Consider the following 26,521-nt stretch of genomic DNA (forward strand, 5'->3'; position numbering starts at 1 on the left):
GGGCCGGCTACGCGGGTGGCACGCAGGACGGCGGCGCTCGTGGCGCTGGTCCTGCTGCTGCTGGTCGGGCTGCCGACCGGGGCGGGTGCGGTGGCCGACCAGCAGGACTACGCCGCCGACCGCGTCGTGGTGGTGGGGGTGCCCGGGCTCACGTGGGCCGATGTCGACGCCACGGCGACGCCGCAGCTGTGGGCGCTGGCGGAGGGGTCGGCGATCGGAGCGACGTCGGTGCGGGCCGCCCGCTCCACCACCTGCCTGCTCGACGGCTGGGCCACGCTCGGCGCGGGGAACCGGGCGCGCTTCCCCGGCACCGACGAGGGGCTGCCACCGGTGCCGCTGCCCACGCTGCCCGATCCGGAGGCGCCCGACGGGGACCGGGAGGAAGCCGGCCCCGAGGAGGCGGCCCCCGAGGAGCCCCGGCTGGACACCTCGCTCACGCGGTGCGGCCTCCAGGAGCGGGTGGCCGCGGTGGCGCTGGGCGATCCGCAGGCCACCGTCGCCCGGATCGCCGAGGACGAGGGCACCGTCCGGTTCGGCGCGCAGCCCGGCGCGCTGGGGGAGGTCGTCGGGTGCGCCGCGGTGTCGGGCCGGGCCGCCGCGCTGGCCGTCGCCGCGGACGGGGTGCCCCTCACCACGGTGCCCACCCTGGTGGCGAACCCCGCCGAGCTGGCCGAGGTGCTGGACTCCTGCCCGCTGACCCTGGTCTCCCTGGACCAGCTCACCGACGCCGGCGCCCCCGGTGCCGAGCCCACCGACGACGGCACCCGGCCCGAGCCGCGGGCGGCCGCCCTGGGCCGGATCGACGACGCGCTGGGGCGGCTGCGCGGCGCGGTCGACGCGCTCCCGGGCGACACCCTGCTGCTGCTCGCCGGCATCTCCGAGGTCAACGACGGCCGGCCCCAGCTGCACGTCGGCATGGCCTCGGGACCCGGCTTCGACGCGGGCTGGCTGACCTCGGCGAGCACCGGCCGGACGCCGTTCGTCCAGCTGATCGACGTGGCACCCACCGCCCTCCGAGCGCTCGGGCTGGACCCGCCGTCGTCGATGAACGGGCAGCCGTGGCGGAGCACCGGGCAGCGACCGCCGCTGCCCGAGGCCGTGGCCGAGCTCGAGCGGGTCAACACCGCCGCGCTCACCCACCACCGCAACACCGGTGTCTTCTTCTGGACCTTCGTGCTCCTCGGCGCTGTCGTCGTCGGGCTGGGCGTGCTGGTCGTCGGCACCGGGCGGCGGGGTGCCCGCCCCGGGGCCTGGCCGCCGGTCCGCCGGGCGCTGCGCCTGCTCTGCCTGGCCGCCGCCGGGCTGCCGGTGGCCACCTACCTCGCGGGTCTGGTGCCGTGGGAACGGGCCGGGGAGCCGTTGCCGGCGCTGGTGACCGCGGTGGTCGTCGCCGACCTGGCAGTGCTGGCGCTCGCCGTCCTGGGCCCGTGGCGCCGCCGCCGGCTGGGGCCGGCGCTGGCGGTCCTCGCGCTGACCCTGGTCACCCTCGTCGGCGACGTGCTCACCGGCTCGACGATGGAGCTCAACGGCCCGCTGGGCTACGACGCGATCGTGGCCGGGCGGTTCACCGGCTACGGCAACCTCAGCTTCGGGCTGCTGTCGGTGAGCGCGCTGACGGTCACCGCGGCGCTGGCCGCGGCGGTCGCACGCCGGTCGAGCCCCCGGCGGCGGCGCAGACGCACGGCCGCCGTGGTGGTGGGGGCCGGGCTGCTCGTCGTCGCCGTGATCGGGGCACCCGGCCTCGGGCGGGACTTCGGAGGCGTCCTGGCGGCCCTGCCCGGCTTCCTGCTCCTGGCCATGCTGCTGACCGGCGTGCGGGTCACGATCGTCCGGCTGGGCGTGATCCTCGCCGCCGCCGTGGTGGCGGTGAGCACGGTGGCGGTGCTCGACTGGACGGGGCCGCCGACGGAGCGCAGCCACCTGGGCCGCTTCGTCGAGCAGGTGCTCAACGGTGAGGCGTGGACGGTGGTGAGCCGCAAGGCCCAGGCCAACATCGGCATCCTGCTGGGCAGCCCGCTGGCGTGGATGCTGCCGGTCGCGCTTGTCGCCGCCGTCTGGCTGCTCCGGCCCGGTGGCCCGCTGCGCAGCGCGCCGACCGTGCCCGGCCGCCCGCCGCGGGGCCCGGCCGGCCTGCCACCCGGGGACGCCGCCGTGCTGCGCGCCGCGCTCCTGTCCGTGGCGCTGAGCCTCACCATCGGAGCGGCGGTCAACGACTCCGGCGTCGCGCTGCCCGCCACCGCCGCGGCCCTGCTGGTACCGCTGCTGGTGTGGCTGGTCGCGGGCCCGCAGGACGGCCGGCGCGAGACGGGTGGGTCCGCGGGTGGCGCTGCGCACTCCGGCCCGGCCGAGGGCTCCGACCGTGTTACGGTCGTCTCCCGTGGATCGACCGTCGGGAACACGTGATCACTCGGGCAGCAACGTCCTGCTCCGCAACAACCAGCCGACGAAGTTCGTCTTCGTCACCGGCGGGGTCGTCTCCTCGCTCGGCAAGGGCCTGACCGCCAGCTCGCTCGGCACCCTGCTGGCCAGCCGCGGCCTCCGGGTCACGATGCAGAAGCTCGATCCGTACCTCAACGTGGACCCGGGCACGATGAACCCGTTCCAGCACGGCGAGGTGTTCGTCACCGAGGACGGTGCGGAGACCGACCTCGACGTCGGCCACTACGAGCGCTTCCTCGACATCGACCTCTCGGGCCGGGCGAACGTGACCACCGGGCAGGTGTACTCCGACGTCATCGCCAAGGAGCGGCGCGGCGAGTACCTCGGTGACACGGTGCAGGTCATCCCGCACATCACCAACGAGATCAAGGCGCGCATCCTCGCCGGTGCCGACGGCGCGGAGCGCGTCGACGTCGTGATCACCGAGATCGGCGGCACGGTCGGCGACATCGAGTCGCTCCCCTTCCTCGAGGCCGCCCGCCAGGTGCGGCACGAGATCGGCCGCGACAACTGCTTCTTCCTGCACATCTCGCTGGTGCCCTACATCGCGCCCTCGGGCGAGCTGAAGACCAAGCCGACGCAGCACTCGGTAGCCGCGCTGCGCAGCATCGGCATCCAGCCCGACGCCCTGGTCTGCCGCTCGGACCGCGAGATCAACGAGGGCCTCAAGCGCAAGATCAGCCTGATGTGCGACACCGACGCCGAGGGGGTCATCTCCTGCCCCGACGCGCCGTCGATCTACGACATCCCCAAGGTGCTGCACCGGGAGGGGCTCGACGCCTACGTCGTCCGCCGGCTGGGCCTGCCGTTCCGCGACGTGGACTGGACGGTGTGGGGCGACCTGCTCGACCGCGTCCACGCCCCGAAGCAGACCGTGACGATCGCGCTCGTCGGCAAGTACATCGACCTGCCCGACGCCTACCTCTCCGTCACCGAGGCGCTGCGCGCCGGTGGCTTCGCGCACCGCAGCCGGGTGCAGATCCGCTGGGTCGCCTCCGACGACTGCGAGACCGAGGAGGGCGCGGAGAAGGCGCTGGCCGGCGCCGACGGCGTGTGCATCCCCGGCGGGTTCGGGGTGCGCGGCATCGAGGGCAAGCTCGGCGCGATCCGGCACGCCCGGGTCAACGGCATCCCGACCCTGGGGCTGTGCCTGGGCCTGCAGTGCATGGTCATCGAGACCGCCCGGAACCTGGCCGGGATCACCGGCGCGAACTCCACCGAGTTCGACCCGAGCACCCCCGACCCGGTCATCTCCACGATGGCCACCCAGCTCGACGTCGTCGCCGGGCGCGGGGACATGGGCGGCACGATGCGGCTGGGCAGCTACCCGGCCGTGCTGCAGAAGGGCTCGGTCGTGGCCGGCGCCTACGGGTCGACGGAGATCACCGAGCGGCACCGCCACCGCTACGAGGTGGCCAACGCCTACCGGGACCGGCTCAGCGAGACCGGCCTGGTCTTCTCCGGCACCTCGCCGGACGGGACGCTGGTGGAGTTCGCCGAGCTCCCCGCCGACGTCCACCCCTTCTTCGTCGGCACCCAGGCCCACCCGGAGCTCAAGAGCCGCCCCACCCGGCCGCACCCGCTGTTCGCGGCGTTCGTGCAGGCAGCCGTCGACTACCAGGAGTCGGCGCGGCTGCCGGTGCCGGTGGACGAGGCGGAGAAGGTCGGCATCTGATGGGCAAGGGCGAGCCGGACGCCCACGAGTACCGCGTGCTGGCCACCGAGCCGGTGTACGAGGGGCGGGTCATCCGCCTGGTCAAGGACACCGTGGCGATGCCCGGCGGCGGGGACAGCGTCCGGGAGGTGGTCCGCCACCCGGGGGCGGTGGCGGTCGTGGCGCTCACCGAGACCGACGAGGTGGTCCTCCTGCGGCAGTACCGGCACCCGGTGGGCGGCTACCTGTGGGAGCTGCCGGCGGGGCTCCGCGACGCGGAGGGTGAGCCACCGCTGGAGACGGCGAAGCGGGAGCTGGCCGAGGAGGTCCGGCTCTCGGCCGCGCGGTGGTCGCTGCTGACCACCCACTACAGCTCGCCCGGCTTCTGCGACGAGCAGGTGCTGGTCTACCTGGCCGAGGGGCTCACCGAGGTCGACCGCCCCGAGGGCTTCACCGTGGAGCACGAGGAGCTGGACATGACCGTGGAGCGGGTACCGCTCGCCGACGCGGTCCAGCGGGTGTTCGACGGCGACATCCGCAACGTCGCCGCCGTCGTGGGGCTGCTGGCCGCTGCCCAGGTGCGGGCGGCGGGCCCTCGGCTCCGCCCGGTCGACGCCGGCTGAGGCGGCCGCCGATCACGGCGCGCCGGCGTAGCGGCCGGTGAGCTCGGCGCCGATCCGCGCCAGCTCGGCCCGGACCGGCGCCGGCTCGATCACCTCGACGTCGGCGCCCCAGCCGGCGAGCGTGCGGGCGATGTCCAACGGCGTCGGGGCGGCCAGGCGGACCCGCGCCCGGCCGTCCCCGGGCCGCGTTCGAGCGGTTGCTGTCGCTGGGCGCGACGGTGCACCAGGAGCCGGTCGAGCGGGGCCCCGGCTACGTCACCGCATCGGTGGTCGACCCCTTCGGCAACGTGCTCGGGGTCATGGCCAACCAGCACAACCTCGACGTGGTCGAGGGCCGCTCCCCGGCGTGACGGGTTCCGCGGCCGGTGCCGGGTCGCGCCGGTCAGCCCGGCAGCCGGAGGCCGAGCCGAGCGAGCTCCACGGCGGCCAGGGCGCGCACCGCGGCAGGGTCCCCGGCGTGCCAGGCCGCACCCGTGCCGGCAGGCAGCGCGGCGAGCCGGGGGAGCGGCGCGTTCGCCAGGGCCCGGGCGGCGAGGACGTGGAGATCCGGTGTGCCCGCCAGCAGGGTGCAGGTCGCACCCGCCTCGCGGGCGTACCGCAGCCGCCAGGGCAGCCAGCGCAGCAGCAGCCAGCCCACGGGGAGCAGCACGAGGACGACGGCGAGGATCGTCGCCAGCGTGCCGACGGCGTCCTGCGCCGACTGCCCGACCCCCAGCACCGAGCCCCCGGCGCCGGCGAGCGCGCCGAACGGCGCGGCCAGCTCGTCGCCCACCACGGGCACGTCCTCGGCCGCCGCCGCGGCCGAGCCCATGGAGCCGGCGACCGACCGGCCGAGGTCCTCGACCGCCCGTCCCGGCTCGGCCAGCACCAGGACGGCGCCGTGCGCGGCCCGTGCCACGAGCACCCAGACCACCGACCACGCCAGGAAGCCGAGGTCGGCGGCCAGCTGACGTGCCCGCAGGGCGGGGTGCTGGGCGTAGAAGCGCATGGGGCGGTCCTCCGGGAGGGCGGGTGGCCCCGTCATCGTCGGCCAGCCGGGTGTGCGCGGCAGCCCGGCCCCCCGGCCGCGCGCGGTCACGAATCGGCTTCCGCGCCGGTACCGAGCCGGTCGGCATGCCTACACTCCGCGGCGAGGCCCGCCCCGACCGGGCGGCCCACGATGCGGTGGGGTGCCCCGTCACCCTCGGGGAGCGCCCCGCCGGGACCAGGAGAGCCAGCGATGCGGGTCGGAGTTCCCCGAGAGGTCAAGAACCGGGAGTACCGGGTGGCGCTCACCCCGGCCGGTGTCACCGAGCTGACGCGGGCCGGGCACACGGTGCTGGTCGAGCGGGGAGCGGGGGAGGGGTCGTCCATCCCGGACGAGGACTTCACCGCCGCGGGCGCACGGCTGGTGGCCTCCGCCGACGACGTCTGGGCCGACGCCGACCTGCTGCTCAAGGTGAAGGAGCCGGTCGCCGAGGAGTACGGCCGGCTGCGGGCCGGGCAGACGCTCTTCACCTACCTCCACCTCGCCGCTTCCCGGGAGTGCACCGAGGCGCTCGTCGCCTCCGGGACCACGGCGATCGCCTACGAGACCGTGCAGAAGGCCGACGGCACCCTGCCCCTGCTGGCCCCCATGTCGGAGGTCGCCGGGCGGATGGCGCCGCAGGTGGGGGCCCACTGCCTCGAGCGGGCGCACGGCGGCCGCGGGGTGCTGCTCGGCGGGGTGTCCGGGGTCTACGCCGCCAAGGTCGTGGTGATCGGTGCCGGCGTCTCGGGGATGAACGCGGCGGCGATCGCCCTCGGCATGCAGGCCGAGGTCGTCGTCCTCGACCGCGACATCGACAAGTTGCGCGCCGCCGACCGGATCTACCAGGGGCACCTGCAGACCGTCGCCTCCAACGCCTACGAGCTGGAGCGCGCCGTGCTCGACGCCGACCTGGTGATCGGCGCGGTGCTCGTCCCCGGCGCGAAGGCCCCCACCCTGGTGAGCAACGACCTGGTGGCGCGGATGAGGTCCGGGTCGGTGCTGGTGGACATCGCCGTCGACCAGGGTGGCTGCTTCGAGGCCACCCGGCCGACCACGCACGACGACCCGACCTTCCGCGTGCACGAGTCGGTCTTCTACTGCGTGGCGAACATGCCGGGGGCGGTGCCGAATACCTCCACGCACGCGCTGACCAACGTGACGCTGCCCTACGTCATGGCGCTCGCGGCCGAGGGGACGTCCGCCGCGGTCCGGCGCGACCCGGCCCTGGCCCACGGGGTGAACGTGGTCGGTGGCAGCGTGGTGCTGCCCGAGGTGGCCGAGGCCCACGACATGGCCGCCGTCCCGCTCCAGGAGGTGCTCCCCTGACCAGCACGCTGTCCGCGGGACCGGACGTCGAACGCGTCGTCACCGGCTACCTGGACCACCTGACCGTGGAACGGGGGCTGGCGGCCAACACCATCGCCTCCTACCGCCGCGATCTGCGCCGCTACAGCGAGTACCTGGCGGCGGCGGGCGTGCGCGGCCTGCGGGAGGTCGCCGAGTCCGACGTCGCCGGCTTCCTGACCGCACTGCGCCGGGGCGACGACGACCACCCGCCCCTGTCGGCGACCTCCGCCGCCCGCGCGGTCGTGGCCGTGCGCGGACTGCACAGGTTCGCGCTCCTCGACGGGCTGGTGCCCGACGACGTCGCCCACGAGGTGCGCCCGCCCACGCCGGCCCGTCGGCTGCCCAAGGCGGTGCCCGTGGAGTCGGTGGTCGCGCTGATCGAGGCGGCCGGAGCCCTGGAGGGGCCGCGCGGGTTGCGCGACCGCGCGCTGCTGGAACTGCTCTACGGCACCGGCGCCCGCATCTCCGAGGCCGTCGGTCTGGCGGTGGACGACCTCGACCGTGGGCAGAGCGCCGTCCGGCTGGCCGGCAAGGGCGGCAAGGAGCGCGTGGTACCGGTCGGCAGCTACACCCTGCGGGCCGTGGAGGAGTACCTGGTGCGGGCCCGCCCGGCGCTCGCCGCGAACGGCCGGGCCGGAGTGCGCGGCGGCGCGCTGTTCCTCAACGTGCGCGGCGGCCCGCTGTCCCGGCAGAGCGCCTGGTCGATCCTGCGGACGGCCGCCGAGCGGGCGGGCCTGGAGGGCGAGATCTCACCGCACACGCTGCGGCACTGCTTCGCGACCCACCTGCTCGACGGCGGCGCCGACGTCCGCGTGGTCCAGGAGCTGCTGGGCCACGCCTCGGTGACGACCACGCAGGTCTACACGCTGGTGACCGTCGACCGGCTGCGCGAGGTCTACGCGACCAGCCACCCCCGTGCGCTCACCTGACAGCAGGGAACGCTCGGATTCAGCAGAATCGACAGTCTGCTCGGCTTGAGCAGTCACATGCGTTGGCATTCGTCGCCATGTCGACACGTCGACGGCGTGCCGCCTTGGGAACCTTTCTCCAGCTCCCTAGCGTCTTCCTCACCCGAGCGGACAGGACGGCTGACCGCACCCGGAACGTCCGGACGGGCTCGAGCTGGAGGCGACTACCCATGGCGATCCGAGCGGACGCGGCCTCTGCCGTCGCGCGCCCGCACGACACCGACCCCGAGATGGGGGCGGCCGCGCTGCGGCTGGACCCGGCCAGGGCGCGTCAGCGCCCCCTGCCGGACCCCAAGCCGCTGACCCAGCACGGCCCCGCCCGCGTCATCGCGATGTGCAACCAGAAGGGTGGCGTCGGCAAGACGACGTCCACCATCAACCTGGGTGCGGCGCTGGTGGAGTTCGGCCGCAAGGTGCTGCTCATCGACCTCGACCCGCAGGGGGCGCTGTCGGTGGGGCTGGGCGTGCCGGCGCAGAACCTGGACCGGACCATCTACAACGTGCTGATGGAGCGGCGCACGAGCCTCCGGGACGTGCGGGTGCCCACGGACATCCCGGGCCTGGACCTGGTGCCGAGCAACATCGACCTCTCCGCCGCGGAGGTGCAGCTGGTCAGCGAGGTGGCGCGGGAGCAGACCCTGCTGCGCGTGCTCGCCGACGTGGTCGACGAGTACGACTACATCCTCATCGACTGCCAGCCCTCGCTCGGCCTGCTGACGGTGAACGCGCTCACCGCCGCCCAGGGCGTGGTGATCCCGCTGGAGTGCGAGTTCTTCTCCCTGCGCGGGGTGGCGCTGCTGGTCGACACGATCGACAAGGTCAAGGAGCGGCTCAACCCGTCGCTGGAGATCAACGGCATCCTCGCCACCATGTACGACTCCCGGACCGTGCACTGCCGGGAGGTGTTCAGCCGGGTCGTCGAGGCGTTCGGCGACACCGTGTTCCAGACCGTCATCCAGCGCACGGTGCGGTTCCCGGAGACCACGGTCGCCGGCCAGCCGATCACCACGTGGGCACCCACGTCGACGGGCGCCGCGGCGTACCGCGACCTCGCCAAGGAGGTGCTGGCCCTGTGACTCGGCGGCCCGTTCTGCCCGGTGCGTCGGAACTGTTCCGCCGGACGGACGCCGCAGCGACGGCGTCCGAGGTCACCGAACTCCCCAGCCTGCCGACCCCGGCCAGCTCCCCGGCGCTGCGCAGCGCCGCCCGCCGGGTCGGGGAGTCGCCCGCCGAGGCGGCCGCGGCGCTGACCCTCGTCCCGGGCGGTGCGCAGCCCGGCGACGACCTGGCCGCCTTCCGCGCCGCGCCGGCCGAGCCTGCCCCGGCTCCGGTGCTGCAGCCGAAGATCGCCACCCGCGGGCGGCCCGCCCGCGGGCGGGCCGAGCGCACCAAGCACGACGAGAAGATCACCGTCTACATCTCCGCCGACGAGCTGCTGGCCCTGGAGTCCGCGCGGCTGACGCTGCGCGCCCACCACGGCCTCGCCGCGGACCGCGGCCGCATCGTCCGCGAGGCGGTGTCGGTGCTGCTGGCCGACCTGGCCGAGCGCGGGGACGACGCGATCCTCGTCCGTCGGCTGAAAGAGAAGTGAGAGGACCCTCCTGACCCCCGCCTCTCGCATGCTCGCGGCCGGTCCCTGCGGGAGGGCCGCCTACGGTGGGTGCTCGTGAGCGACAGCACCGGAGCGGTTCCGCCGGCCGATCAGGCCGACGGGGCCGCTCCGGCCCGCTTCACGGTCCGGCTGACCAACTTCGAGGGCCCGTTCGACCTGCTGCTGCAGCTGATCGGCAAGCACAAGCTCGACGTCACCGAGATCGCGCTGTCGCGGGTCACCGACGAGTTCATCGCCCACCTGCGCGCGCTCGGCGACGAGCTGGACCTGGACCAGGCCAGCGAGTTCCTCGTCGTCGCCTCCACGCTGCTCGACCTGAAGGCTGCCCGCCTGCTGCCTGCTGCCGACGTCGACGACGAGGAGGACCTCGAGCTGCTGGAGGCGCGGGACCTGCTGTTCGCCCGGCTGCTGCAGTACAAGGCCTACAAGCAGGCGGCCGCGTTCCTGCGCGAGCGCGAGGCCGACGCCGCCCGCCGCCACCCGCGCGAGGCGGCGCTGGAGCCGCGGTTCGCCGAGCTCGTCCCCGAGGTGCTGCTGGACATCACGCCGGCGCAGTTCGCCGCGCTGGCCGCCCGGGCTCTCGCCCCCAAGGTGCCCGAGACGGTCAGCGTCGCGCACCTGCACGCGCCCCCGGTCAGCGTCTCCGAGCAGCTGCTGCTGGTGCGCAACCAGCTAGTGCGCGCGGGGACGTCGAGCTTCCGGGCGCTCACCGCCGACTGCGGGCACACCCTGGAGGTGGTGGCCCGCTTCCTCGCGCTGCTCGAGCTGTACCGCCAGCAGCGGGTGGTGTTCGAGCAGCTCACGCCGCTGGGCGAGCTGCACGTGCGCTGGACCGGCGAGGGCGTGCCCGATCCGGCCGGCGCCCCGGCCCCCGACGCCGACGAGGAGTACCGGTGACCGACGACCGCACCGACCCAGACCCCGCCCCCATCTCCTGGGAGTCGCTCGCTGCCGAGCTGGCCGCCACCCGCGAGCAGGCGGCCGAGCGCGGGGATGCCGACCCGGCCGCCTGGGACGCCGTCGCGGCCGAGCTCGCCGCCCGCGTCGCCGAGCGCCCGGTGGAGGAGCTGCCGGTGCCGGCGGTGCCCGTCGAGGAGGCGGCGTCCCCGCCCGCGGCAACGCCCGCTCCCGCGCCCGAACCGGAGCCGGAGCCGGAGCCGGAAGCGGTGGTGCTGCTGGACCCGGTCGAGCTGCGCGGCGGGCTGGAGGCCCTGCTGTTCGTCGTCGACGACCCCGTCGACGACGAGACGCTGGCCGCGGCGCTGCGCTGCCCGCCCGAGCAGGTCCGCCAGGGGCTGACGGAGCTGGCGGCGGCCTATGACGACCGCTCGGCCGGCATCAGCCTGCGCCGGGTGGGGGAGGGGTGGCGGCTCTACACCCGCGAGGAGCACGCCGCCGTCGTCGAGCGGTACCTCGGCGAGGGGCAGCGCAGTCGGCTCACCCAGGCCGCGCTGGAGACCCTCGCCGTGATCGCCTACCGGCAGCCGGTGACCCGGGCCCGGGTGTCGGCGATCCGCGGCGTCGGTGTCGACGGCGTCATGCGCACCCTCATCGGGCGCGGGCTGGTGCACGAGGTGGGCACCGATCCCGACAGCGGTGGGGGGCTGTACGCGACGACTCCGCTGTTCCTGGAACGGCTCGGGCTGGCGAGCCTGGCCGAGCTGCCCGAGCTCGCGCCGCTGCTGCCGGAGACCGCCACGGTGCTCGACGAGCACCCCGACGCCTGAACCGGTCGACCGGTGCCGCGCCTGGACCCCGGTCAGGCCCGGGGAGGGCGCGGGGGCACGAAGCAGGCGACCGAGGCCAGGAAGGTGACGATCCCGGCGCCGAGCACGATGCGCAGGGCGTCCTCGGACGCCACGGACGGCACCGAGCCGCTGCCGAACCAGAACGCGGCGAGGAGCAGCAGGGAGACCACCGCCAGCGGCGCCCCGATCCGCGCATCGCGCCGGCTGCCCGATCCGTCGCCCGGCGCCCGCAGGGACACGAGGAGGACGACCAGCGCGATCCCCGACAGGGCGAGGGCCAGCAGGCCCGCGAGGCCGGCGCCGATGTTCGCCCCGTCGTCGGGGTCCCCGGTCGCGATGGCGACCGCGAACAGCGCCCACCCCGCCGTCGCCGTCGCGGCCACGACCAGGCCGACCTTGCGCGTGCTGCTCATGTGCGCATCCTGGGTCGGCCGGCCCGCGGCCACCAGTACCCCGATCGGGGTGTCACGGTGAGGTGGCGCACGGCCGGGCGGAGCGCGGCGAGGCGGCCCGGGGGCGGGTGGGAGACTGGACGGCGATGAGCGACGCGACCCCGAACGACGAGAGCACGACCGCGGCCGGCGAGGGCTGGTCGGAGGACATGGAGCTGGCCCCGGCGCACCCCGGTGACCGCCCCGAGCCGGAGGAGCCGGGGGAGCGGCAGGGGGAGCGGCTGCAGAAGGTGCTGGCCCGCGCCGGGGTCGCGTCGCGCCGGGTGGTCGAGGAGATGATCGACGCCGGCCGGATCAGCGTGAACGGCCGGCAGGTGCGCGTGCAGGGCATGCGGGTCGACCCGCTCGAGGACAAGATCGCCGTGGACGGCGCGCGCCTGGAGATCCGCGACGACCGCGTCACCTACGCGATCAACAAGCCCGCGGGAGTCATCACCGCGATGAGCGACGATCGCGCCCGCCCCACGATCGGCGACATGGTGGGCGACCTGGCTCCGGGCCTGGTGCACGTCGGCCGCCTCGACCAGGACACCGAGGGCCTGCTGCTGGTCACCAACGACGGGGAGCTGGCCCACCGGCTCGCCCACCCGTCGTACGGCGTGCGCAAGACCTACCTGGCACAGGTCTCGGGCTCGGTGCCGCGGGACCTGCACCGCCGGCTGCGCGCCGGGATCGACCTGGAGGACGGGCCGGTCACGGTCGACTCGTTCCGGGTCGTCGACACCCACGCGGGCCAGTCCGTGGTCGAGGTGGTGCTGCACGAGGGGCGCAAGCACATCGTCCGCCGGCTGCTCGCCGCCGTCGGCCTTCCGGTCTCGCGGCTGACCCGCACCGCCGTCGGGCCGGTCCAGCTCCAGCGGATGCGCAGCGGGTCGATCCGGAAGCTCACCCGCGCGGAGGTCGGTGCGCTCGAGGAGCTCGTCGGGCTCTGACCGCGCCGCGGCTCACAGCGCCGTGGCCAGCAGCCCGAGCCCGAGGGTCGCCATCACGACGGCGATGCCGGCGTCGAGCACCCGCCAGGCGGCCGGCCGCGCGAACAGCGGCCGCAGCAGCCGGGCGCCGTACCCGAGGGCGCTGAACCACAGCACGCTGCCGACGGCGGCGCCGGCGGCGAACCACCACCTCCGCCCACCGTGGCTGTCGGCCACCGACCCCAGCAGCAGCACCGTGTCCAGGTAGACGTGCGGGTTGAGCCAGGTCAGCGCCAGGCAGGTGGCCACGGTGGCCGCCAGGCCGGTCCGGAGGCCCCCGGTCTCGACGGCGATCGACGACGGGCGCACAGCACGCCGGGCGGCGAGCGCGGCATAGCCCAGCAGGAAGGCGGCGCCGGCGAGCCGGATGACGGTGATCGCGTCGGGGAGGCGGGCGCTGAGCCACGAGTTGCCGGCGACCCCGGCGAGGATGAGCACGGCGTCGGACACCGCGCAGAGCACGACGACCGCGCCGACGTGCTCGACGCGCAGCCCCTGCCGGAGGACGAAGGCGTTCTGCGCCCCGATCGCGACGATCAGCGAGAGGCCCAGCCCCAGCCCGGCCAGCGCGGCCAGCAGTCCCGTCGTCACGGACGCCACGCTAGGAGCGCCGATCGTCTGCAGTCCAGCTAAAGATCCTTCAGCCGCATTAGCATTGCTGTCCATGGAGATCGATCTGGCCCAGCTGCGCACCCTGGTGGCGGTGGTCGACGAGGGCACCCTGGAGGCGGCGGCACGGCGGCTGCACGTCACGCCGTCCGCGGTGTCCCAGCGCCTGCGGGCGCTGGAGGAGGCCACCGGCCGGGTGCTGGTGCGGCGCGGGCGGCCGGCGACCGTCACGACCGCCGGCGAGCCGGTGCTGCGCCTCGCCCGCCAGGTCGGCCTGCTCGTCGCCGACACCGGCCGGCAGCTCGACCCGTCCGGGTCCGGGCCGCCCGTGGTGCCGCTCGCGGTGAACGCCGACTCGCTGGCCACCTGGGCGCTGCCGGCGCTCGCCCCGCTCGCCGCTGACCTGCGCCTCGACCTGCACAGCGCCGACCAGACGCACACCAGCACGCTGCTGCGGGCCGGCACGGTGATGGCCGCGGTCACCTCCGACGCCGAGCCGGTGGCCGGCTGCCGGGTGACGCCGCTCGGAACCATGCGGTACCTGCCGTGCGCGGCGCCGGCCTTCCTCGACCGCTGGTTCCCCGACGGCCCCCGCCCCGCGGCCCTGGCGCGGGCGCCGGTGGTCGTGTTCGACCGCCGGGACGACCTCCAGCACGTCTACCTGCGCCGCCACCTGCCGTCGACGGCGGACGTGCCGGTCCACTACGTGCCCTCGTCGGCGGACTACCTCACCGCCGTGACCCTGGGCTTCGGCTGGGGCATGCTGCCGGAGCTCCAGCTGGCGGCCGCCCGGCCCGCAGGGGAGCGAGCGGTCGGGTCGTTCGACCCCGCGGGCGCCGTCGACGTGGCCCTGCACTGGCAGCAGTGGCGGCTGCACTCCGCACCGCTGGACCGGGCGGCCGACGCACTGATCGGGGCCGCCCGCGCACGGTTGCGGCAGCCGGCGTGACCGGCCCCCGGCTCCCGCACCGCGCGGGGCCGGGGACCGGCGTCGTCAGGGAGTGCCGACCTGCACCGGCGTGGTGAGGACCCGGTCGGGCCCGACCTCGCGCACCGGACCGGTGAGCCGCACCCGGGCGCACAGCGGCAGGTCCTCGCTGGAGGCGCCCACCGCGAGCACCAGCTCGCCCGGCTCCACGATGCGGCGCAGGTCGCGCCCGGTGAACGACGCCCGGTCGGTGTGCACCGTGAACACCACCCGCGCCGACGTGCCGGCCGCGAGCTCCACGCGGGCGAAGCCGACCAGGCGGCGCACCGGCTGCACCACGCTCGCCACCGGGTCCGAGAGGTAGAGCTGCACCACCTCGGCGCCGTCCCGGTCCCCGGTGTTGGTGACGGTGCACGACAGGCGCACCGAGCCGTCGGTGGCCACCTCCGCCGGGGAGTCGCCGACGGCGACGTCGTCCAGCCGCAGGTCGCCCAGGGCGAAGCTGGTGTACGACAGGCCGAAACCGAACGGGAAGAGCGGGGTGGGGTCGGCGGAGCTGATGCCGCTGCTGCGCGCCAGCGCCGGGCTCAGGTACGTGGCCGGCGAACCGCCCGGCGTCCGCGCCACCTGGACCGGCAGCTTGCCGGACGGGTTGACCCGGCCGCTCAGCACGCCGGTGACCGCACCCGCCCCCTCCTCGCCGGGGAAGAAGGCCTGCACGACCGCGGCGGCCCGGCCGGCCACCTCGCCCAGCGCGTAGGGCCGCCCGCTCAGCAGCACCACGACCACCGGGGTGCCGGTCGACAGCAGTGCGTCGAGCAGCTCCGCCTGGGCGCCGGGGAGCCGCAGGTCCTCGGCGTCGCAGCCCTCACCCGAGGTGCCCCGGCCGAACAGGCCGGAGACGTCGCCGACGACGGCGATGCAGACGTCGGCGGCGGTGGCGACGCCGACGGCCTCGGCGATGCCGCTGCGGTCGGGCTCCTGCACCGGGCAGCCCGCCGCCGTGGTGACCGTGGCCTCGGGGTACTCGGTTCGGACCGCGTCCAGCAGGGTGGGCAGCTCGATGCCCAGCGGCACCTCGGGGTGCTGCACCCCGACGTGGTTGGGGAAGGCGTAGCACCCCATCAGCGACAGCACCTCGTCGGCGCAGGGCCCGACGACGGCGACCGACGACGGAGCCCGGAGCGGCAGCACGCCGGCGGTGTTGTCCAGCAGCACCACCGAGCGCTCGGCCATGGTGCGCGCCAGCGCCCGCATCTCCGGCGGGTCGAGGTCCAGCGTGCCGAAGTCCCGGAGCACCGCCGGCTCGGGGTCCCAGCCGGCGTCGAGCAGCCCGAGCTCGCCCTTCTGCCGCAGCACCCGCTCGACCGCCCGGTCGACCAGCGACTCGGGCACCGCACCGGTGCGCACCAGCTCGAGCAGCGGCTCGCCGTAGCAGCGCACGGTCGGCAGCTCGACGTCCACGCCGGCGGCCAGGGCCAGCGCGGCCGCCTCGCCGGGGGAACCGGCGACGCCCTGGGTCGCCTCCAGGAAGGAGACGCCGAAGTAGTCGGCGACGACGACGCCGTCGAAGCCGAGCGTGTCGCGCAGCAGGCCGGTGAGCAGCGCTTCGTCGGCGGCCGGTGGAACGCCGTCGACGGCGGCGTAGGAGTGCATCACCGAGCGGGCGCCACCCTCGCGCAGGGCCGTCTCGAACGGCGGCAGCACGACGTCGGCGAACTCCCGGGGACCCAGGTGGACGGGGGCGTGGTTGCGACCGGCGCCCGAGGCCGAGTACCCGGCGAAGTGCTTGAGCGTCGCGACGATGCCGGTGCTCTCCAGGCCGCGTGTGTACGCGCTGCCCAGGACGGCGACCAGGTAGGGGTCCTCGCCGATGGTCTCCTCGGTGCGTCCCCAGCGGTGGTCGAAGCTGACGTCGAGGACGGGGGAGAGGCCCTGGTGGACGCCGACCGAGCGCATCTGCGCCCCGATGGCGGCGGCCATCCGGGCCACCGAGTCGGGGTCGAATGCGGCGCCCCAGGCCAGGGGCACCGGGAAGACCGTGGCCTGCCAGGCGGTGAACCCGGCAAGGCACTCCTCGTGGGCCACGGCCGGGATGCCGAGCCGGGAGTTCGCGATCAGGTCCCGCTGGGTCTGGGCCAGCACGCGCGCCGCGGTGAGCGGTTCGACCGGGCCGGTGCCGAACATCCGCGTGAGCTGGCCGAGGCCGGCCTTGGTCAGCTCCTCCCACGGCGGCAGCGGCTCGCTGAACTCGTGCTGGTTGGGGGCGACGTCCTCGCCGTCGCCGATCGCCGTCCAGACGCCGTAGAGCTGGGCGACCTTCTCCTCCAGCGTCATGACCGCCATGAGGGCGCGGACCCGCTCGGGCAGGGGGCGGCCGGGGTCGGTCCAGTCGGCGGGCGGGGGGCCGGGGAGCGGGGTGGGCTCCGGGACGTCGGCGGCCGGGGGCTGGGTCAAGGAGGTGGCTCCAGGGGTGCGGTGAGTGGTCAGCGCGGGCGCGCTGCGGTGGAGGCGCGGGGGACCAGGTGGGTGGCCAGCTCCATGCGCTGGGTGTCCAGCTGCCCCCCGGTGATGAGGTCGTGCAGCATGCGGCCGGCCATCCGGCCCATGTCGGCCAGCGGCTGGCGCACGGTCGTCAGCGGGGGCGAGGACCAGCGCGCCATGGGCAGGTCGTCGAAGCCGACGACCGAGAGGTCGGCCGGCACCGAGAGGCCCGCCTGGCGGGCGGCTTCCAGGACGCCGAAGGCCTGCTCGTCGCTGCCGGCGAAGATCGCCGTCGGCGGGTCGGGCAGCTCGAGCAGCAGACGGGCCTGCTCGTAGCCGCCCTCGTGGTGGAAGTTGCCGTGCCGCACCAGGTCGGGGTCGACGCCGATGCCGGCGCGCTCCAGCGCCGCCCGGTAGCCGTCGATGCGGGCGCGGCTGCACAGGAACGCCTCCGGCCCGCCGATCACCGCGATCCGCCGGTGGCCGAGCTCCACCAGGTGCTCGGTGGCGGCCAGCCCGCCGGCCCAGTTGGTCGCGCCGACGCTGGGCACGTCCTGGCCCGGCATGTCGACCGGGTCGATGACGACGACGGGCAGGTGCGAGCCGCCCAGCCGCCGCTGGTCGGCGGCGGTGAGCCGGGAGGTGACGACGAGCGCGCCCTGCCGCCCCCCGTTGATCAGGGCCTGCACCCAGTCGGCGCCGGGGTCGCGGGCGAGGGTGCCCACCACCACGTCCAGCCCGCTCTCGGTGATCCCGCGCAGGATCTCCACCGCCCAGGGGCTGTCCAGCGCGGTGAACACGACGTCCACCAGCGGGCGGGCCGGGCTCGCGGACCTGCGGGCCACGGGGACGTAGTTGTGCTCCTCGAGCAGGGCGAGGACGTGCGCCCGGGTGGCGGGGGAGACGTCCTGGCGGCCGTTCACCACCTTGGAGACCGTGGGCAGCGAGACGCCCGCCGCGGCCGCGATGCTGGCCAGCGTCGGCCGGCCGAGCTGAGGTGTCGCCACTGCCGTCCTCCTGAGGGTGAGCGCCGGGGGCCGAACCCGCCGGACCTGCGCCGGCGGTACCCGCCCAGTGGTTCGCATCACTGTGACAGGAGCGGCGATGGTATCGAAAGTTTCGGAGCGGCGGTAGCCCGCGCGGGTGGCTCGGACGCTAGCCCGTCGTCCTCCGCGGCGCCACCGGGGTTGCTGGCGAGGGTTCATAACGCCGCGGTGACGGCCCCGTTGACACCCTTCGTGACGCGGCTTACATTCTCGCAACTGATCGAAACTTTCGGTTTTCAACGACGAAACAGGAAGGTGGCGGTGGGATGTCCCTCCGGCGTCTGACCCGCGTGGCCACTCAGGCCGGCGCTCTGGTCCTGGCAGGCACGCTGGTCGCGGCCTGCGGCTCCTCCGGTCCCGGTGGAGGGGGTGGCGAGGGCGGCACCGGCCAGGTGTGGGCCCTCGAGGACGCGGCCCTCAATCCGATCGAGGAAGCGTCGATCGAACGCTTCAACGAGAACTCCGACGCCGGTGAGCTGGAGCTCGCCACGTTCGGCAACGACCCCTACAAGCAGCGGCTGCGGGTCGCCCTCGGCTCGCCCAACGCCCCGGACCTCTTCTTCAACTGGGGCGGCGGCAACCTGAAGGAGTACGTCGACGCCGGCCAGGTCGAGGACCTCACCGGGCTGCTGGACGACGACCCCGAGCTGCGGGACGCCTTCCTGCCCAGCGTGCTCGCCGGTGCCGAGCTCGACGGGAAGAACTACGGCCTGCCGATGCGCGGCATGCAGCCGGTGATGCTCTTCTACAACAACGCCGTGCTCGAGTCCGCCGGTGTCCAGGTGCCCCAGACCTGGGACGAGCTGCTCGCCGCCGTGGACACGCTCAAGGCCGCGGGCGTCACGCCCATCGCCCTGGCCGGAACCCAGGCGTGGACCGAGCTCATGTGGATCGAGTACATCCTCGACCGCGTCGGCGGCCCGGAGGTCTTCCAAGCCATCCGGGACGGCGAGGAGGGCGCCTGGGAGCACCCGGCCGTCCTCGAATCGCTCACGATGCTGCGCGAGCTCATCGACCGCGGCGCCTTCGGCGAGGACTTCGCCTCGGTCGGCTACGACGTGGGTGGCGCATCCACGATCCTGGCCCAGGGCGACGCCGGATTCCACCTCATGGGCTCGTGGGAGTACACCAACCAGCTCAACGACAGTCCCGAGTTCGTCGAGGCCGGTGACCTGGGGTGGGCCACCTTCCCGGCGATCGAGGGCGGTGCCGGTGACCCGTCGAACCTGGTGGGCAACGTGTCGAACTTCTACTCGCTGACCAGCTCCTCGGAGCACAAGGAGGCCGCCCGCGAGTACCTGCGGACGGAGCTCACCTCGGACGAGTACATCACCGACCTCATCGAGGCCGGTGACGTGCCGCCGGTGCAGGGCATCCGCGACCAGCTGGCGGAGACCGAGAACGGCGACTACGCGACGTTCATCTACGACGCGACGGCCGAGGCGGACAACTTCCAGCTGTCCTGGGACCAGGACCTGCCGGCCGACGAGGCCACCGAGATGCTGACCCAGCTGGAGCAGTTCTTCCTCGGCAACCAGACGCCGCAGGGCTTCGTCGACGCGATGTCGGGCGTCTGACCCGGCCTCGGCCCGGCACCGCACCATGCACGACACGGCACAGCGCACCAGGACAGGGGCACCACGGATGGCGATCACCCGGCAGGACCGGCCCTCGGGCTGGTACCTCGCACCGGCGGTCACGTTCTTCGGGGCGTTCGCCGTGCTGCCCATGGTCCTGGTCGTCTACCTCAGCTTCACCTCCTGGAACGGCTTCGGGTTCCCCGAGCTCTCCGGGACGCAGAACTGGACGCGCCTGGTCGAGGACGGCCGGGCGTGGGCCTCGCTGCGGCTGACGCTGCTGTTCATGGTGCTGACCTGGGTCGTCCAGACCCCGATCGCGATGCTGATCGGGGTCTGGGCGGCCGGGCGCCAGCGCAACCGGGCCGTCCTGAGCTCGATCTTCTTCCTGCCGCTGCTGCTGTCCACGGCGGCGATCGCCCTGCTGTGGGCCGCGGTCCTGGACCCGAACTTCGGCGTCACCCAGGGGCTGCCGCTGCTGGACCGGTTCAACTTCCTGGGCGACACCGACCTCGTCGTCTACACCGTGGTCTGGGTGATCAGCTGGCAGTACATCCCGTTCCACACGCTGCTGTACCAAGCCGCCGCCCGCCAGGTGCCGCAGAGCCTCTACGAGGCCGCCACCCTCGACGGCGCGGGTCGCTACCGGCAGTTCTTCACCATCACCCTGCCGCTGCTGAAGTACACCGTCGTCACCTCGACGGTCCTCATGCTCGTCGGCTCGGTGACCACGTTCGACACCATCCTGATCCTCACCGGCGGCGGGCCCGGGACGGCGACGCGCATCCTGCCGCTGCACATGTACATCACCGGGTTCAGCGGGTTCGAGTTCGGCTACGCCAGCGCCATCGCGGTGCTGCTGCTGGTCCTGGGCGCGGGCCTGTCGCTCGCCGTCACCACGGCGACCGGCTTCCGCAAGATGCAGAGCCAGCAGGAGGGCATGTGAGCGACCGGGCGCCGCTGGGCGGCGACGACATGACGGGCGGCCGCTCGGGTGCGGTGGGCGTGCGGACGGCGGAGGCGCCGCCCTCGCCGATCGCACCGGTGCCGGAGGTGCCCGAGCGCCAGCGGCGGCGGATCCGGAACCGGCGGCGGGCCCACGGCCGCCCCAACGTCATCGCCGGGCTGCTCGCGACCGTCTGGCTGGCGCTCGTCGCCGTCCCGCTCTACTTCCTGGTCGCCGCCAGCTTCCGGACCCGGTCGGACTACCTGTCGGACAACCCGCTGGCCCTGCCACCGGCCCCGACGCTGGAGAACTACCAGACCGTCCTCTCCGGAGACTTCCCGACGTACCTGCTGAACACGGTGATCGTCACGGTGGCCACCATCGCCATCGTCGTCGGGCTCACGCTCCCGGCCGGCTACGCCGTGGCCCGCAACGCCGGGCGCGTGGTGCAGCGGGGTTTCTCGCTCATGCTCGTCGGGCTGGCGATCCCCGCGCAGGCCGCGATCATCCCCGTGTACCTGATGATCACCCAGCTGCGTCTGTACGACACCCTGCTCGCGGTCATCCTGCCGACGGCGGCCTTCGCGATGCCGGTGGCCCTGCTGGTGATGACCAACAGCCTGCGCGACATCCCCAAGGAGCTGTACGAGGCGCAGACCCTCGACGGCGCCGGGCCGTTCCAGGCGCTGCGCCACCTCGTCCTCCCGCTGGCCAAGCCGGCGATCACCACGGTGGCCGTATTCACCTCGCTCACCGCGTGGAACGGCTTCCTCTTCCCTCTCGTCCTCACCCAGTCGGTGAGCACGCGGGTGCTGACCCTGGGCCTGTGGGACTACCAGGGCCAGTTCGGCACCAACGTCCCCGCTCTGCTGGCAGCGGTGACGCTGTCGGTCGTCCCCATCTTCGTCCTGTACCTGGTCGGCCGCCGCTACCTGCTGAGCGGCCTGACCGCCGGCGCGGGCAAGTAGCCCGGCCGCCGCGCGCGAGAGGAAACCCATGGCCTCGGTCACCTACGAGCACACCAGCTGCGTCTACGGCGGCGCCGAACGACCCGCGGTGGACGGCCTGGAGCTGCAGATCGAGGACGGCGAGTTCCTGGTCCTGGTCGGCCCGTCGGGCTGCGGCAAGTCGACGTCGCTGCGGATGCTCGCCGGTCTCGAGGACGTCACCGACGGCCGGATCCTCATCGGCGACCGCGACGTCACCGACGTGCCGCCCAAGGACCGCGACATCGCGATGGTGTTCCAGAACTACGCGCTGTACCCGCACATGACGGTCGCGGACAACATGGGCTTCGCGCTCAAGATGGCGGGCCAGGGGAAGGCCGAGATCGCCGAACGGGTGCGGGAGGCGGCGAAGCTGCTGGACCTGGAGCCGTACCTCGACCGCCGGCCCAAGGCGCTGTCGGGCGGGCAGCGGCAGCGGGTGGCGATGGGGCGGGCGATCGTCCGGCAGCCGCAGGTGTTCCTCATGGACGAGCCGCTGTCCAATCTCGACGCGAAGCTGCGCGTGCAGACCCGCACCCAGATCGCCGCTCTGCAGCGGCGGCTGGGCATCACCACCGTCTACGTCACCCACGACCAGACCGAGGCGATGACGATGGGCGACCGGGTGGCGGTGCTCAAGGACGGGCTGCTCATGCAGGTGGGCCGGCCGCGCGACCTCTACGACCGGCCGGCCAACGTCTTCGTGGCCGGGTTCATCGGCTCGCCCGCGATGAACCTGTTCACGCTGCCGGTGGTCGACGGTGGTGTGTCCTTCGGCGACGAGGTGCACCCGGTGGGCCGGGAGGTGCTCGGCGGGACATCGGACGCGGTGGTGACCCTGGGGGTCCGGCCGGAGGACCTGGAGGTGGCCCGGTCCGGGCTCGCGGTCGAGGTCGACGTCGTCGAGGAGCTCGGCGCCGACGCCTACGTCTACGGCCGGACGACCGCCGGGGACGAGGAGCAGCTGCTCTGCGCCCGCGTCGACGGGCGCACCCCGCCGCGGAAGGGCGAGCTGCTGCACGTGCGCCCCCGCCCCGGCCACGTGCACCTGTTCGACAGGAGCACCGGCGCCCGGCTGGGCGGCTGAGACCCCCGGCCCGGCGGCCCGGACGCGGGTCGTCGGGCCGGGCCCGCCGCGCGCGGGGGAGAAGGGGTGGCGGGCGCTCCCTAGACTCGTGGGGTCCCCGGGAGGCGGGGGAACGCGAGCGAGGAGAGTGCATGGCCGTCCGAGCCATCCGGGGCGCGACCCAGGTCGAGGCCGACGACCGGGAGCAGGTGCTCGAGGCGACCCGCGAGCTGGTGGCCGCCGTCCTCGACCGCAACGAGCTCGAGCACGACGACGTGATCAGCATCCTGTTCACCGCCACCCCCGACCTCGTCTCGGAGTTCCCGGCGCTGGCTGCCCGCGAGCTCGGCATGGGGGGCGTGCCGCTCATGTGCGCCACCGAGATCGCCGTGCCCCACGCCCTGCCACGCGTGCTCCGTCTCATGGCGCACGTCGAGACGCCGAAGCCGCGGGCGGAGATCCAGCACGTCTACCTGCGCGGCGCCGTGGCGCTGCGGCGGGACATCGCGCAGTGACCGGGCCCGGCGACCGCGACCCCATGCACGAGCAGGCCCCATGACCGAGCAGGAGCACATGACCACCCCCCAGACCCCCTTCCGCGGGTCGGTGACCCTCGACGGCCCGTCGGGGACCGGCAAGTCCAGCGTCGCCCGTGGCGTCGCCGCCCGGCTGGGCGCTGCCTACCTCGACACCGGCGCGATGTACCGCGCGGCCACCGTCGCCGTGCTCGACGCCGGGATCGATCCCGACGACGCCGAGGCCGTGGCCCGCACCGTCGCCGAGGCGCGGATCGTCGTCGGCACCGAGGCCGGGACGGAGCGGGTCGAGGTCGGCGGTGCCGACGTCGCCGCGCGCATCCGCGGCGCCGAGGTGACCCGGACGGTGTCGGCGGTCTCCGCCGTGCCCGCCGTCCGCCGCCAGCTGGTCGACCAGCAGCGGGCCCTGGTGGCCGGGGCCGACGCCGTGGTGGTCGAGGGCCGCGACATCGGCACCGTCGTCCTGCCCGACGCCACGCTGAAGATCTACCTGACGGCCGCACCCGAGGTGCGCGCGCAGCGGCGCGCGGGGCAGCTGGGCGTCACCGACCCGGCAGAGATCGCGGCGCTCGCCGCCGACCTGCGCCGCCGCGACGAGTACGACAGCAGCCGGGCCGACAGCCCGCTGCGCCCGGCGGCCGACGCCGTCGTCGTCGACAGCAGCGAGCTCTCCCAGGCCCAGGTCGTCGACCGCATCGTGGCGCTGGCCGAGTCCGCTGTCGCCGTGGGGCAGCGGTCGTGACCGAGCAGCAGGGCGCGCCACTCCCGGTGGTGGCCATCGTCGGCCGGCCCAACGTGGGCAAGTCGACGCTGGTCAACCGGGTTCTGGGCCGGCGCGCCGCCGTCGTGCAGGACACCCCGGGCGTGACCCGGGACCGCATCGCCTACGAGGCGCTGTGGAACGGCAAGCGGTTCACCGTGGTGGACACCGGTGGCTGGGACCCGAAGGCCGCCGGCCTGGGGGCCTCGATCACCCGGCAGGCCGAGTACGCCATGAAGACCGCCGACGTCATCGTCCTCGTGGTCGACAGCCAGGTGGGCGCCACCGAGACCGACCTGGCGGCCGCCCGCGTGCTCCGGCGCAGCGACCGCCCGGTGATCCTGGTGGCGAACAAGGTCGACGACGAGCGCAGCGAGGCCAACGCCGCCGAGCTGTGGAGCCTGGGCGTGGGGGAGCCGCAGGCGGTCAGCGCGCTGCACGGCCGGGCCAGCGGCGACCTGCTCGACCTGATCCTCGACGCACTGCCCGAGGCGCCGCGCGAGCAGGACGAGGAGGGCGGGCCGCGCCGCGTGGCGCTGGTCGGCCGGCCCAACGTCGGCAAGTCCAGCCTGATCAACCGACTGGCCAAGGAGGAGCGCTCGGTCGTCGACTCCGTCGCCGGGACCACGGTCGACCCGGTCGACTCGATCGTCACGCTCGGTGGCGAGGAGTGGCGGTTCGTCGACACCGCGGGGCTGCGCCGGAAGGTCAACACCGCCAGCGGCATGGAGTACTACGCCAGCCTCCGCACCGAGGCGGCGATCCAGGCGGCCGAGGTCGCCGTCGTGCTGCTCGCCGCCGACGAGGTGATCAGCGAGCAGGACCAGCGGGTGATCAGCCAGGTCGTCGAGGCCGGCCGGGCGCTGGTCATCGCGATCAACAAGTGGGACACCCTCGACGAGGACCGGCACTACCAGCTGGAGCGCGAGATCGAGCGCGAGCTCGCCCGGGTCAAGTGGGCCACGCGGGTCAACATCTCCGCCGCCACCGGCCGCGGCGTCAGCAAGCTCGCCGACCACCTGCGGGCCGCCCTGGCCTCCTGGGAGACCCGGGTGCCCACGGCCGAGCTCAACACCTTCGTGCGGGCGCTGGTGCAGGAGACCCCGCCGCCGGCGCGCGGAGGCCGGGCGCCCAAGATCAAGTACGTCACGCAGGCCGACATCCGGCCCCCGCGGTTCGTCGTCTTCTCCACCGGCTTCCTGGAGGCCGGCTACCGCCGGTTCCTGGAGCGGAAGCTGCGTGAGCAGTTCGGCTTCCACGGCACGCCCATCGAGATCTCGGTGAAGGTCCGCGAGGGGCGGGACAAGGACGGCAAGCGCGGCTGACCACCGTCACGGGCCTCGGTGGCCGTGCGGTAACCTTCTCGGGCGGTTGTTCGCGGCCCGGGAAGTCCCGGGAGGCGGGCGGCACGCGGGCTGTAGCGCAGCTTGGTAGCGCACTTGACTGGGGGTCAAGGGGTCGCAGGTTCAAATCCTGTCAGCCCGACAGTGTGACGTCGCAGGTCAGGGGCGGGCCGACCACGAGGTCGGCCCGCCCCTGCCGTGCTCCGGGTCGACCAGTACAGCAACGAGCTGCGTACTGCCTCCGGCGAAGCTCTCACCGTTCGACGATCGATCAGCGGGGCAGAGCGCGCTGGTCGGGCCCGTCTCGTGCGAGCAGATGGTCGGCGACGTGGCGGGCATCGGCACCGACACCCCCGAGTAGGTGGGAGGTGATCGAGCGCTGGTAGGGCAGCCCGACCGCGTACAGGCCGGGGCAGTCGTCGACGACCCCGCCGCGGTGACGCAGCCGGCCGTCCGAGTGGAGGACGTCGAGGTGCAGCCATCTGTAGTCGGGGCGCAAGCCGGTGGCCCAGACGACAGCGGTGACGGCGAGGGTGCGACCGTTGGCGAGCAGTGGCATCCCGTCACAGGTGCCGGTGACCCGAGGGTGTCGCTGCACGCCCGCGGTCGCCAGCTGCTCGGGGCGGACGCGGCCGAGGGGATCGCCGTGCCCACCCAGTCCGCGTCGGGCGAGGACGGCGCCGAGGCGGCCGAGGCGCTGCAGCACCTGGAAGGTCCACGGCCCCAGGTGCGGGATGTGCCCGACGTCGCGTCCGGCCAGATGTACGGTGCGCTGCTCCGTGGGGTCGGTCGCCACATCAAGGGCGATCTCAGCCCCGGAATTGCCCGCTCCCACCACCAGGACCGCACCGGCCGGCAGCTGAGCGGGACGGCGGTAGTGCGCCGCGTGGACCTGGACCAACCCCGGGTCCAGGTGAGCGGCGAAGGTCGGGACGAACGGTCTGTGGTGTGCGCCGGTAGCGATGACGACGTCGCCGGCCCGCCAGCGCCCACGGTCGGTGGAGACCACGAACTCCGCACCTGCGCGATGCACGGCCTGCACTCGGGTGCCCAGCCGCACCGGTAGCTCGAAGTGCTCGGCGTAGCGGGCCAGGTAGTCAGCCACGGCATCCTTGGTCGGATGGTCCGAGCGCCGGCCGGGAAAGGGCAGGCCCGGCAGCGAGTCGAAGCCGACCGGGGTGAACAGGCGCAGCGAGTCCCACCGCTCCCGCCAACTGTCGCCCACGGCGTCGGCGGCGTCGAGGAGGACGACGTCGTGGCCACGGCGGGTCAGGTGGAAACCGACGGCCAGGCCGGCCTGGCCCGCGCCGACGACCACGGTCTGGACGACACGGTCGTCCGCCGTCGCAGCCATGTCCGCTCCCCCCGGTCAACCAGTTGTCGACGCCAGGGTATACATGCCTACGTCTACAGTGGT

At 74.2% G+C, this 26,521-nt stretch carries 26 protein-coding genes and 1 tRNA gene; 20 read left to right on the forward strand and 7 right to left on the reverse strand.

The window, feature by feature from the left end; translation table 11 throughout:
• Positions 1–15 precede the first annotated feature (15 nt).
• Genes ACI799_RS14385 through ACI799_RS14395 form a run of 3 tightly spaced genes read left to right on the forward strand, consistent with a single transcriptional unit; the run spans position 16 to position 4,716 of the window.
• Positions 16–2,403 carry a hypothetical protein gene (locus ACI799_RS14385; protein ID WP_456613344.1) on the forward strand — a complete coding sequence of 796 codons (2,388 nt, stop codon included), beginning with the start codon at positions 16–18 and terminating at the stop codon, positions 2,401–2,403.
• Entirely contained in the window at positions 2,378–4,114 is a 1,737-nt protein-coding gene (locus tag ACI799_RS14390; protein WP_456595705.1) for a CTP synthase, read from the forward strand. Before ACI799_RS14385 ends, ACI799_RS14390 begins: the two co-directional genes overlap by 26 nt.
• Positions 4,114–4,716 (forward strand): NUDIX domain-containing protein, encoded by a 603-nt coding sequence (locus tag ACI799_RS14395; RefSeq protein ID WP_456590758.1) that lies wholly within the window; start codon positions 4,114–4,116, stop codon positions 4,714–4,716. Before ACI799_RS14390 ends, ACI799_RS14395 begins: the two co-directional genes overlap by 1 nt.
• A gap of 12 nt (positions 4,717–4,728) precedes the next feature.
• Here the strand turns inward: ACI799_RS14395 and ACI799_RS14400 are convergent, their stop codons facing one another.
• Positions 4,729–4,854, reverse strand: coding sequence for a WCX domain-containing protein (locus tag ACI799_RS14400; protein ID WP_456600064.1), 126 nt, complete (start codon positions 4,852–4,854; stop codon positions 4,729–4,731).
• A 59-nt stretch (positions 4,855–4,913) separates the two neighbouring features.
• Between ACI799_RS14400 and ACI799_RS14405 the strand changes: the two genes are divergently transcribed.
• The gene (locus tag ACI799_RS14405) at positions 4,914–5,066 is read left to right on the forward strand and encodes a VOC family protein (protein ID WP_456613345.1); all 153 of its coding nucleotides are present in this window, start codon (positions 4,914–4,916) and stop codon (positions 5,064–5,066) included.
• Between the two features lie 32 nt (positions 5,067–5,098).
• Here the strand turns inward: ACI799_RS14405 and ACI799_RS14410 are convergent, their stop codons facing one another.
• Positions 5,099–5,704, reverse strand: a complete 606-nt coding sequence (locus tag ACI799_RS14410) for a hypothetical protein (RefSeq protein ID WP_456613346.1) — start codon at positions 5,702–5,704, stop codon at positions 5,099–5,101.
• 231 nt (positions 5,705–5,935) lie between these two features.
• Between ACI799_RS14410 and ald the strand changes: the two genes are divergently transcribed.
• The 6 genes from ald to scpB all read left to right on the forward strand — a co-directional run bounded on the left by ald (position 5,936) and on the right by scpB (position 11,379).
• On the forward strand, positions 5,936–7,051 hold the full coding sequence (gene ald / locus ACI799_RS14415) for an alanine dehydrogenase (protein ID WP_456613347.1): 1,116 nt from the start codon (positions 5,936–5,938) through the stop codon (positions 7,049–7,051).
• Between the two features lie 8 nt (positions 7,052–7,059).
• On the forward strand, positions 7,060–8,001 hold the full coding sequence (locus ACI799_RS14420; RefSeq protein ID WP_456613372.1) for a site-specific tyrosine recombinase XerD: 942 nt from the start codon (positions 7,060–7,062) through the stop codon (positions 7,999–8,001).
• A 209-nt stretch (positions 8,002–8,210) separates the two neighbouring features.
• On the forward strand, positions 8,211–9,116 hold the full coding sequence (locus tag ACI799_RS14425) for a ParA family protein (protein ID WP_456590763.1): 906 nt from the start codon (positions 8,211–8,213) through the stop codon (positions 9,114–9,116).
• Positions 9,113–9,631 carry a hypothetical protein gene (locus tag ACI799_RS14430; RefSeq protein ID WP_456590764.1) on the forward strand — a complete coding sequence of 173 codons (519 nt, stop codon included), beginning with the start codon at positions 9,113–9,115 and terminating at the stop codon, positions 9,629–9,631. Before ACI799_RS14425 ends, ACI799_RS14430 begins: the two co-directional genes overlap by 4 nt.
• 75 nt (positions 9,632–9,706) lie before the next feature.
• Positions 9,707–10,549: a segregation and condensation protein A gene (locus ACI799_RS14435; protein WP_456590765.1), complete on the forward strand. Its 843-nt coding sequence runs from the start codon at positions 9,707–9,709 to the stop codon at positions 10,547–10,549.
• Entirely contained in the window at positions 10,546–11,379 is an 834-nt protein-coding gene (gene scpB, locus ACI799_RS14440; protein ID WP_456613348.1) for an SMC-Scp complex subunit ScpB, read from the forward strand. Before ACI799_RS14435 ends, scpB begins: the two co-directional genes overlap by 4 nt.
• Before the next feature lie 32 nt (positions 11,380–11,411).
• Here the strand turns inward: scpB and ACI799_RS14445 are convergent, their stop codons facing one another.
• Positions 11,412–11,813 carry a hypothetical protein gene (locus ACI799_RS14445; RefSeq protein ID WP_456613349.1) on the reverse strand — a complete coding sequence of 134 codons (402 nt, stop codon included), beginning with the start codon at positions 11,811–11,813 and terminating at the stop codon, positions 11,412–11,414.
• Positions 11,814–11,938: 125 nt separating this feature from the next.
• On the opposite strand from ACI799_RS14445, the gene ACI799_RS14450 reads away from it, so the two are divergent.
• Complete coding sequence (locus ACI799_RS14450; protein WP_456595696.1) at positions 11,939–12,784, forward strand: pseudouridine synthase; 846 nt, start codon at positions 11,939–11,941, stop codon at positions 12,782–12,784.
• A gap of 12 nt (positions 12,785–12,796) precedes the next feature.
• On the opposite strand, the gene ACI799_RS14455 is transcribed toward ACI799_RS14450, so the two are convergent.
• Positions 12,797–13,414: a LysE/ArgO family amino acid transporter gene (locus tag ACI799_RS14455; protein ID WP_456590769.1), complete on the reverse strand. Its 618-nt coding sequence runs from the start codon at positions 13,412–13,414 to the stop codon at positions 12,797–12,799.
• A gap of 73 nt (positions 13,415–13,487) precedes the next feature.
• Between ACI799_RS14455 and ACI799_RS14460 the strand changes: the two genes are divergently transcribed.
• Positions 13,488–14,381, forward strand: coding sequence for a LysR family transcriptional regulator ArgP (locus ACI799_RS14460; protein WP_456613350.1), 894 nt, complete (start codon positions 13,488–13,490; stop codon positions 14,379–14,381).
• Positions 14,382–14,426: 45 nt separating this feature from the next.
• Here ACI799_RS14460 and ACI799_RS14465 read toward each other — a convergent pair whose 3' ends face one another.
• Together ACI799_RS14465 and ACI799_RS14470 are read right to left on the reverse strand one after the other, a co-directional pair.
• Positions 14,427–16,817: a beta-xylosidase/alpha-l-arabinosidase gene (locus tag ACI799_RS14465; RefSeq protein WP_456613351.1), complete on the reverse strand. Its 2,391-nt coding sequence runs from the start codon at positions 16,815–16,817 to the stop codon at positions 14,427–14,429.
• Positions 16,818–16,846: 29 nt separating this feature from the next.
• Complete coding sequence (locus ACI799_RS14470) at positions 16,847–17,851, reverse strand: LacI family DNA-binding transcriptional regulator (protein WP_456590772.1); 1,005 nt, start codon at positions 17,849–17,851, stop codon at positions 16,847–16,849.
• 305 nt (positions 17,852–18,156) lie between these two features.
• On the opposite strand from ACI799_RS14470, the gene ACI799_RS14475 reads away from it, so the two are divergent.
• The 8 genes from ACI799_RS14475 (at position 18,157) to ACI799_RS14510 (ending at position 25,246) form a co-directional block, all read left to right on the forward strand.
• Positions 18,157–19,467: an ABC transporter substrate-binding protein gene (locus ACI799_RS14475; protein WP_456590773.1), complete on the forward strand. Its 1,311-nt coding sequence runs from the start codon at positions 18,157–18,159 to the stop codon at positions 19,465–19,467.
• Between the two features lie 67 nt (positions 19,468–19,534).
• On the forward strand, positions 19,535–20,413 hold the full coding sequence (locus ACI799_RS14480; protein ID WP_456590774.1) for a carbohydrate ABC transporter permease: 879 nt from the start codon (positions 19,535–19,537) through the stop codon (positions 20,411–20,413).
• Positions 20,410–21,381, forward strand: coding sequence for a carbohydrate ABC transporter permease (locus tag ACI799_RS14485; RefSeq protein ID WP_456613352.1), 972 nt, complete (start codon positions 20,410–20,412; stop codon positions 21,379–21,381). The genes ACI799_RS14480 and ACI799_RS14485 overlap by 4 nt, the downstream gene beginning before the upstream one ends.
• Before the next feature lie 28 nt (positions 21,382–21,409).
• Complete coding sequence (locus ACI799_RS14490; protein ID WP_456590776.1) at positions 21,410–22,486, forward strand: ABC transporter ATP-binding protein; 1,077 nt, start codon at positions 21,410–21,412, stop codon at positions 22,484–22,486.
• 131 nt (positions 22,487–22,617) lie between these two features.
• Positions 22,618–22,980 (forward strand): chorismate mutase, encoded by a 363-nt coding sequence (aroH, locus tag ACI799_RS14495; protein ID WP_456595690.1) that lies wholly within the window; start codon positions 22,618–22,620, stop codon positions 22,978–22,980.
• Positions 22,981–23,020: 40 nt separating this feature from the next.
• Entirely contained in the window at positions 23,021–23,743 is a 723-nt protein-coding gene (gene cmk / locus ACI799_RS14500) for a (d)CMP kinase (protein ID WP_456590778.1), read from the forward strand.
• Positions 23,740–25,086, forward strand: a complete 1,347-nt coding sequence (gene der / locus ACI799_RS14505; RefSeq protein WP_456600071.1) for a ribosome biogenesis GTPase Der — start codon at positions 23,740–23,742, stop codon at positions 25,084–25,086. The genes cmk and der overlap by 4 nt, the downstream gene beginning before the upstream one ends.
• Positions 25,087–25,172: 86 nt before the next feature.
• A tRNA-Pro gene (locus ACI799_RS14510) sits at positions 25,173–25,246 on the forward strand.
• 129 nt (positions 25,247–25,375) lie between these two features.
• On the opposite strand, the gene ACI799_RS14515 is transcribed toward ACI799_RS14510, so the two are convergent.
• The gene (locus ACI799_RS14515) at positions 25,376–26,458 is read right to left on the reverse strand and encodes a flavin-containing monooxygenase (RefSeq protein ID WP_456613353.1); all 1,083 of its coding nucleotides are present in this window, start codon (positions 26,456–26,458) and stop codon (positions 25,376–25,378) included.
• Positions 26,459–26,521: the final 63 nt, after the last annotated feature.

This window comes from Blastococcus sp. SYSU DS0753 (assembly GCF_054051175.1).